This is a genomic window from Paenibacillus forsythiae T98 (assembly GCF_000520735.1).
GTDB lineage: Bacteria > Bacillota > Bacilli > Paenibacillales > Paenibacillaceae > Paenibacillus_AQ > Paenibacillus_AQ forsythiae.
The window spans coordinates 1-8110 of record NZ_ASSC01000458.1; the positions used below are offsets into that span (position 1 = coordinate 1).

General features: G+C 54.7%; 8 protein-coding genes. All 8 read left to right on the plus strand.

The window, feature by feature from the left end; all coding sequences use genetic code 11:
- Positions 1 to 437, plus strand: a 437-nt coding sequence (locus L692_RS0114655; RefSeq protein WP_025700924.1) for a ribonuclease III family protein, incomplete at its 5' end; no start/stop codon positions are given.
- A 263-nt stretch (positions 438 to 700) separates the two neighbouring features.
- Positions 701 to 1051, plus strand: a complete 351-nt coding sequence (locus L692_RS0114665; RefSeq protein WP_025700925.1) for a Na-translocating system protein MpsC family protein — start codon at positions 701 to 703, stop codon at positions 1049 to 1051.
- A 133-nt stretch (positions 1052 to 1184) separates the two neighbouring features.
- Positions 1185 to 3329: a formate dehydrogenase subunit alpha gene (gene fdhF / locus L692_RS0114670; protein WP_025700926.1), complete on the plus strand. Its 2145-nt coding sequence runs from the start codon at positions 1185 to 1187 to the stop codon at positions 3327 to 3329.
- On the plus strand, positions 3326 to 4003 hold the full coding sequence (locus L692_RS0114675; RefSeq protein ID WP_051503508.1) for a 4Fe-4S dicluster domain-containing protein: 678 nt from the start codon (positions 3326 to 3328) through the stop codon (positions 4001 to 4003). The genes fdhF and L692_RS0114675 overlap by 4 nt, the downstream gene beginning before the upstream one ends.
- Positions 4000 to 5397 (plus strand): [FeFe] hydrogenase, group A, encoded by a 1398-nt coding sequence (locus tag L692_RS0114680; RefSeq protein ID WP_051503509.1) that lies wholly within the window; start codon positions 4000 to 4002, stop codon positions 5395 to 5397. The genes L692_RS0114675 and L692_RS0114680 overlap by 4 nt, the downstream gene beginning before the upstream one ends.
- Positions 5394 to 5978, plus strand: coding sequence for a 4Fe-4S dicluster domain-containing protein (locus L692_RS0114685; protein ID WP_025700929.1), 585 nt, complete (start codon positions 5394 to 5396; stop codon positions 5976 to 5978). The genes L692_RS0114680 and L692_RS0114685 overlap by 4 nt, the downstream gene beginning before the upstream one ends.
- Before the next feature lie 36 nt (positions 5979 to 6014).
- Complete coding sequence (gene moaA / locus L692_RS0114690) at positions 6015 to 7052, plus strand: GTP 3',8-cyclase MoaA (RefSeq protein ID WP_025700930.1); 1038 nt, start codon at positions 6015 to 6017, stop codon at positions 7050 to 7052.
- Between the two features lie 7 nt (positions 7053 to 7059).
- Positions 7060 to 8110 (plus strand): lyase family protein (locus tag L692_RS0114695; RefSeq protein WP_025700931.1); only part of this gene is annotated, 1051 nt, incomplete at its 3' end.

Below are 8110 nucleotides of genomic sequence, written 5' to 3' on the forward strand. Positions count from 1 at the left end.
TCGCCGAGAAGCTTGGCTTTGGCCGCTACGTGCTGCTTGGCAAAGGCGAAGAGCTGACGGGAGGACGAACCCGGCCGGCTCTGCTGGCCGATGTGTTCGAATCCTTCGTGGGAGCGCTTTATTTGGATCAGGGCTTGGAAAAGGTCCGTAAATTTTTGGATAACCACGTGTTTCCGCTGGTTGAGACGGATGGGAAGCTGCAAATGCAGATGTCGGACTTCAAGACCGAATTGCAGGAATTGATTCAGCATCACGGTATGGGCACCTTGGAGTATCGGATTATTGAAGAGCGGGGACCTGCGCATGAGCGTGAATTTGTCTCTGAAGTGTATATGGCCAGCCGTTCACTCGGAAGGGGCAGTGGACGCTCCAAGAAGGAAGCGGAGCAGCATGCTGCGGCTGCCGCGCTGCTGCGTCTGAAAGAGGACGGCGCCTGAGAAAATGAATCCGGGACTAAAGTACAATGGGTAAACGCAGCAGAGCAGCAAAGGTCTGAATCCGGCACCCAGGCGGAGCTCAGACCTTTGCTGCTCTTTTTCGGGTATTTTGACGATAATGTCCAGGAATTCTGGCATAATAGCTGGAAACGTATGGATATGCCCGAATTTATGTATTGACAAGGTTTTTGGAAAAGTCTAACATGAACATGTAATAAATGAAATGTAATCCATTAAAAGACGCTTAGTTCTGAGGTGTTTGGATGTTTGGGACTGAATTCGAATACCAGGAGAAGATTAGAAGACTTGTAGTCAAGATAGTGAAGCACTATCGGGGCAAGGGTCCGGAGAATGTAAAGGTTATGGTGGAGAACGACTCGTTGATCACGATTGAGATTAAGGGGGTTCTCTCAAGTCTGTCGGAGATTCTGATGAAAGAAGGCGCTGTTGATCTCGTTGCGGAAAATTGGAAAGTCTTAAAGCCTTATTTGGAAAGAGAATTCATGACCGAAATGATAGGCACGCTTGGCAGTCGATTTACATATACCTGGAAGATTTCCGAACTTTGTCCAAGCGGCCGGGCGATTGTTATTCAACTGAATAAATCGGTTTGATTAAAGAGAAAGGGCGCCAGCTTCTTCGCTTTTTAATAAGCCAGTACATTGTGTATTTCTATTTATACTTTGTATTGGCTTATTTTTTGTTGTGATCTTTGTGCAAAAAATCACATAAAAAGGTGGTTATCCAATGGGGAACAAAGTACTGACGATATGCCCGTATTGCGGCAGCGGCTGTCACATGAATTTGCTGGTTGAGGACGGAAAGGTTGTTGGGGCCGAGCCCGCCAATGGGCGGACGAATGAAGGGAACCTGTGCCTGAAGGGGCATTATGGCTGGGATTTTCTGAATGATCCGCAAATTCTGACTTCCCGCCTTCGCAAGCCCATGATTCGTAAAGAAGGGGTTTTGCGTGAGGTCTCTTGGGAAGAGGCCATCCAGTTCACAGCGCAGAAGCTTACAGCTATCAAGGAAAAATATGGCCCGGATGCGATCATGGGTACAGGCTCGGCCAGAGGACCGGGCAATGAGGCCAACTATGTGATGCAGAAATTTATGCGGGCCGTGATCGGAACCAATAACATCGACCACTGTGCCAGAGTGTGCCATGGTCCGTCCGTAGCGGGGCTGACCTATTCGCTGGGCGATGGAGCGATGTCGAATTCCATCCCGGAAATCGAGGATACGGATCTGCTCTTTATTTTTGGCTATAACGCTGCGGTTACGCATCCGATTGTTGCCAGACGAATCGTCAAGGCGAAGCAGAAAGGCGCTACGATTATCGTATCCGATCCACGCAAGACCGAATCCGCGAGAATTGCGGATACATGGCTGCCTCTGAAGGGCGGGACGAATATGGCGCTGGTCAATGCATTTGGACATGTGCTCATAGAGGAAGAGCTGTACGACAAAGATTATGTATCCAATTATGTGGAGGGCTTTGCGGATTATAAGGAAAATGTGAAAAAGTATACACCTGAATATGCCGAGAGCATCACCGGTGTAAAAGCAGGTGACATCCGCAAGGTGATGCGGCAGTACGCCACATCCAATAAAGCGATGATTCTGTACGGCATGGGAGTGTGTCAATTCGCCCAGGCGGTGGACGTAGTCAAAGGGCTTGCTTCGCTGGCGCTCTTAACCGGCAATTTCGGCAGACCTAGCGTCGGCATCGGACCGGTCCGCGGCCAGAATAACGTGCAGGGCTCCTGCGACATGGGGGCATTGCCTAATGTGTATCCGGGGTACCAATCCGTTACCGATTCCAAAATACGCAAAAAATTCGAGAAAGCCTGGGGTGTAGCGCTGCCGGATAAAATCGGGTACCGCTTGACGGAAATTCCCCATCTTGTATTGAAAGAAGACAAGGTAAAGGCGTATTACATTTTTGGCGAAGATCCGGTACAGAGTGATCCGAATGCTGCCGAAGTGAGAGAAACGCTCGAGAAGATGGAGTTTGTCATTGTGCAGGATATCTTCATGAACAAAACGGCGCTGCATGCGGACGTCATTCTGCCCGCTACCTCCTGGGGCGAACATGAAGGGGTATACTCATCAGCCGACCGTGGATTTCAGCGGATTCGAAAGGCCGTCGATCCTCCAGGGGATGTGAAGCCGGATTGGCAGATTATCAGCGAAATAGCTACGGCGATGGGCTACCCGATGTCCTACCGGAATACGGAAGAGATCTGGGACGAGATGAGAGCCCTCTGTCCGAGTTTCGAGGGAGCAAGCTACAAGAAGATGGAGGAGCAGGGCGGTGTTCAGTGGCCTTGCCCGACCGAAGATCATCCGGGTACACCGTACTTGTATGAGGGCAACCGTTTCTCGACGGCTAACGGCAAAGGGCGGCTGTTCGCCTGTGAATGGAGAGCGCCGTTGGAGCAGCCGGACGAGGAGTATCCGTTAACGCTGTCGACCGTCCGCGAAGTCGGACATTATTCCGTCCGCACCATGACCGGGAACTGCCGCGCCCTTAGCCAATTGTCCGATGAGCCTGGCAATATCCAGATTAGCCCCGTGGATGCTTCGAGCCTTGGCCTTGAAGACGGGCAGCTGGTTCGAATTATCTCCCGACGGGGCAGGGTTATGGCCAGAGCGCAAGTCAGCGACCGGGTCAAGAAAGGCGCGACCTATATGACCTATCATTTCTGGATCGGCGCATGCAACGAGCTGACTGGCGATGCTTTGGACCCCGTTTCGAAGACGCCGGAGTACAAATATTGCGCGATTCGTCTGGAAAAGATACCGGATCAGCTTCGGGCCGAACAGCAGGTGCGGGAGCAATACGAGTCGATTAGAAAGCAGATGAAGGCGGGGGCGGGTCAAGCATGATGAAGGAACGGCCGAATTCGTTCGTCATTGCCGAAGTCGGCAAATGCATCGGCTGCAAAGCGTGCGAGCTGGCCTGCTTCGCCGTGCATAATCGTGATAACGGGGTGGCTGCAGCAGCAGGCACAGTCACCATGCCGGTCATTCCAAGGCTGCAGGTTATCCGCACGGACAGCTTCACGATGCCTGTTCAGTGCCGGCACTGCGAGAACGCGCCTTGCGCTGGGGTTTGTCCGGTGCAGGCGATCCGGCAGAAGGATGGCGTCATTACTATCGATGAGGAGCGCTGTATAGGCTGCAAAGCCTGCGCCATGATTTGCCCGTTTGGAGCAATCAGTCTGGATAAGGTTTACAGTAGCGGCGAGGAGCATAAACAGCCAACCTTAAGGGAACGGCAGAAGGACGGCCTGGAACGAAAAACGAGAGTCATCGCGTATAAATGTGATTTATGCAAGGATATCACCTATACCGGGAATGAGGCGTCCGGAGAGATTGGGCCAGCAGGAGCGGCGACCGGCGGCAACGGCAGGGGCTTGACAGAAGGCGGGGGCGGGCTTGTTCCAGCCTGCGTCTCGGTCTGCCCCGAACAGGCGCTGAAGCTGGTCGATCCGGGCCTCGGGGTATCCCGATCACGGACAGCTGCAGGTCTGAACAGCTTAAGGAGTCTTGAAATATGACAAACCTGGATCCGATTATTCACATTGACGAACAGCTATGCACCGGCTGTAGACGGTGCGCGGCGGTATGCCCGGTGGACGCCATTATCGGGGAAGCGGGCGCACCCCAAAGGATTGACGCGCACCGCTGCGTAATTTGCGGGCAATGCGTTCAGACATGCAGCGCATATGCGGCGGAAAGCAATTCTTCCCTGACTTCCCGTACGGAGAAGCTGCGGCAAAGAGGTCAGCTCTCCAGTGTCCGCGAACCCTTATTCGCCGCCTATTCAACCGGGCATGCGTCCGATCTTAAGGAGGCGCTGGCCGATCCGAAGCGGTACAAGGTTGTGCAGTGCGCTCCGGTTATCCGTGTCTCGCTCGCGGAGGAATTCGGCTTGCCCTTTGGCACATTAACGCCGGGCAAGATGGCGGCGGCTTTGAGACGGCTGAATTTTGACAGAGTGTATGATACGAACTTCGGCGCTGACGTCACGATTATGGAAGAGGGCAGTGAATTAATAGGCAGAGTCCTGTCCGGCGAGCGGCTGCCCATGTTCACCTCCTGCTGTCCGGCCTGGGTCAAGCATGCGGAGACGGCCGGGCCCCATGTGCTGGAGCATCTGTCGAGCTGCAAATCGCCCATGCAAATGGTAGGAGCCTTGGTCAAGACCTACAGCGCCGAATTGGAGGGCATAGCTCCGGCCGATATCCTCAGCGTGGCGGTCATGCCCTGCACATGCAAGAAATTTGAGGCAGGCAGGGAAGAGATGAATGTGGACGGACACCGTGAAGTGGATCTGGTGATAACGACGAGGGAGCTGGCCCAATTAATCAAGGACACAGGCATTGATTTCATGAATCTGCCCGACGAACCGTTTGATTCGCCGCTTGGCGATTATTCCGGAGCGGCAACGATCTTCGGCGCCACCGGAGGAGTCATGGAAGCGGCCATTCGAACGGGCTATGAGCTGATCACGCACGAGTCCATTCCGAGCCTTCAGCTCGATTTTATCAGAGGCGATGAAGGGATTCGCACGGCAACGGTTCAGATCGGGGATTTGGAGCTGAGGGTGGCCATGGTCGCAGGGCTCAAATACGTCTCCTCTATTTTGGAGCAAGTAGCCGCTGGGACCTGCCCCTATCATTTTATCGAAGTTATGGCCTGTCCCGAAGGATGCGTCAGCGGCGGCGGCCAACCGAAGCTACTGCTGGAGACGCAGCGAAAGAGCGCCTATCAGGCCCGAAAAAGCTCCATTTACCGCCATGATTCCAATCAGAAGGTCCGCAAGTCGCATGAGAACCCGGCCATTATTAAATTATACAAAGATTTCTTGGGAGAGCCTTTGGGCCATGTCTCCCATCATTTGCTGCATACCGAGTTTATTTCCAGAAGCGCCAAGGAGGAGTTGTCATGAACAGTTTCGTACTTGCTGATCCCGATAAATGTATCGGATGTCACACTTGTGAAGCGGCCTGTGTCGTCGCGCATACCGGAAATCGTCTGTTTGAGCAGGAAGAAAGCGAGATTGCCTTTTACCCGCGTCTTAGCGTGATCGAAACGGACACGGTTACCGCTCCCGTTCAGTGCAGGCATTGTGAGGATGCGCCATGCGCCAATGTGTGCCCCAACGGCTCGATTGTGAACAGGGACCGCAGCATTTTTATTAACCAGGATACTTGTATTGGCTGTAAGACCTGTATGCTGGCCTGCCCCTTTGGAGCGATTACGATGGTTACCGCGTACCGGGATGGCGAGAAGCAGCGGCAACCCGGCCTTCGGTCGAATGCTGCGGGATCATGGAGCCGGAAGGAACGAATCGTCGCGCATAAATGCGATTTATGTGAAGAAACCGGCAACGGACCGGAATGTGTGCGGGTGTGCCCGACGAGCGCTCTCAGGTTCGTTGACCCCGATCAAATCGAAGAGTCGATTGCGCGGAAAAGAATAGCCAGCGCGCAGCTGCTGCAGCCTTTTGGCGACTTGTCCGGTTATTAAATCAGTCATTAACATGAAGAAAGCAAGGTGAAATCTTTGTCCAACCTCCTGGTTGACTCCTTTGGCCGTGTACATAATTATGTGCGACTCTCCATTACGGATCGCTGCAATCTGGGCTGTCAGTATTGCAGACCGGGGAACAAGGCGGAATATACTCCGCAGATGGATCTGCTCACCTTCGACGAGATGGTTGCCATCGTAAATGCGCTTGCGGAGATGGGTGTTACGAAGGTAAGGATTACCGGCGGAGAACCGCTCCTGCGGCCCCGCCTGGAAGAGCTTGTAGCCAAGCTGGGCTTGATAACCGGCATCAAGCGCATAGGGCTGACCACCAACGGCATGCTGCTGGCGTCCAAGGCCCGGGCGCTTCGCCAGGCCGGGTTGACCGACGTCAACATCAGTCTGGATTCTCTTCTGCCGGAGCGGTACGCCCGGATCACGCGCGGCGGTGATCTGGGCCGGGTCCTGGATGCTATCGAAGCATGCTTTGAAGCCGGATTCGAAACACTGAAGCTCAATGTAGTGCTCATGCAGGGCGTGAACGACGACGAAGTCGAGTCTTTTTTGCGGTTGACGCTGAATTATCCGCTGCGAATCCGCTTTATCGAATATATGCCTATCGGCGTTCAGGCAGAGGGATGGAAAGCAGGGTATATGCCGCTCGAAGGCATAATGGCGCAATGTGCGGAGAAAGGCTGGAACGCGCGGCGTGTGGAGCCTTCGGGCGGCCTGTCCAATCCATCCTATTGCGGAACGGCTGATGATTCCGGGCCGGCCAGGTATTACCGGATTTCCGGAGCCGCCGGACAATTCGGTCTCATCAGTCCGGTGAGCGATCATTTCTGCATGGCCTGCAACCGGCTGCGCATAACGGCCGACGGATATGTCAAGCCCTGCCTCTATTGGAACGACGAGTGGGACCTCAAGCCGTTTATCGGCAATGATGAGCTGTTGAGGCAAGTATTCCGGCAATCGCTCGAAGCCAAGCCGCAGCGGCATGAAATGCTCGTCCAGCCGAGCTGCAAGTCTTCCCAGCATGCTATGCATCGTCAAATGTCCCGGATTGGCGGGTGAGCCTGGAATGAGTGACGAATTGACCTTCCGTATGGAACAGGACTCGCTTGGCAGTGCTCCAGTGCCGCGGGATGCCTACTATGGCATTCATACTGTACGCGCTCGGGATAACTTTGCGGTCAGCGGCCGTCCGGCCCATCTGCGGCTCGCAAGAGCCATGGTGCTCGTGAAGAAAGCTGCGGCCAAAGTTAACGGACGGCAAGGAAATATCCCGGAGTCTGTCGCCAAAGCGATCCAGCTGTCCTGCGACGATATTCTCTCAGGCGTGCTGGATGAGCATTTTATCGTGGACGCCTATCAGGGCGGGGCGGGAACCAGCACCAACATGAATGTGAACGAAATAATCGCCAACCGGGCGATTGAGCGGCTGGGCGGAATCAGGGGAGACTATCGGCTGGTCCATCCGATTGACCATGTGAATCTCTGCCAGTCGACGAACGACGTCTATCCGACCGCGCTGCGCATCGCCGTCATTCCGCTGCTGCGCTTGCTGAGTGAAGAGCTGTCTTCACTTCAGGAAGCGTTGCAGGAGAAGGAGCGGCAGTATGCGGATTGCTTAAGGCAGGGCCGGACGCAGCTGATGGATGCGCTGCCGATCATGGCCGGGCAGAGCTTCGGCGCATACGCCAAAGCGGTAGCCCGTGACCGGTGGCGGCTGTATAAAGCGGAGGAGCGGCTGCGGGAGATCAATATCGGCGGGACGGCCGTCGGTACAGGGATGAATGCGCCGTTAGCGTATGCTTACGCCGTCGCGGAGGAGCTGCGGGAAATGACCGGGCTCGGGTTATCCCGGAGCGATTTTCCGATGGATGCGACCCAGAATATGGATGTGTTCGTCGAGACTTCGGGGCTGCTCAAAGCAGCGGCGGTGAATCTGCTGAAAATATCGGGCGATTTCCGCCTGCTGAATTCCGGTCCGTCCGGCGGCATTGGCGAATATAAGCTGCCCGCCGCGCAAGTCGGCTCATCCATCATGCCCGGCAAGGTCAATCCGGTCATTGCCGAAATGGCCGGGTCCGTCGCAATGCGGGTGATCGCCAACGATACGGCGGGGGCGC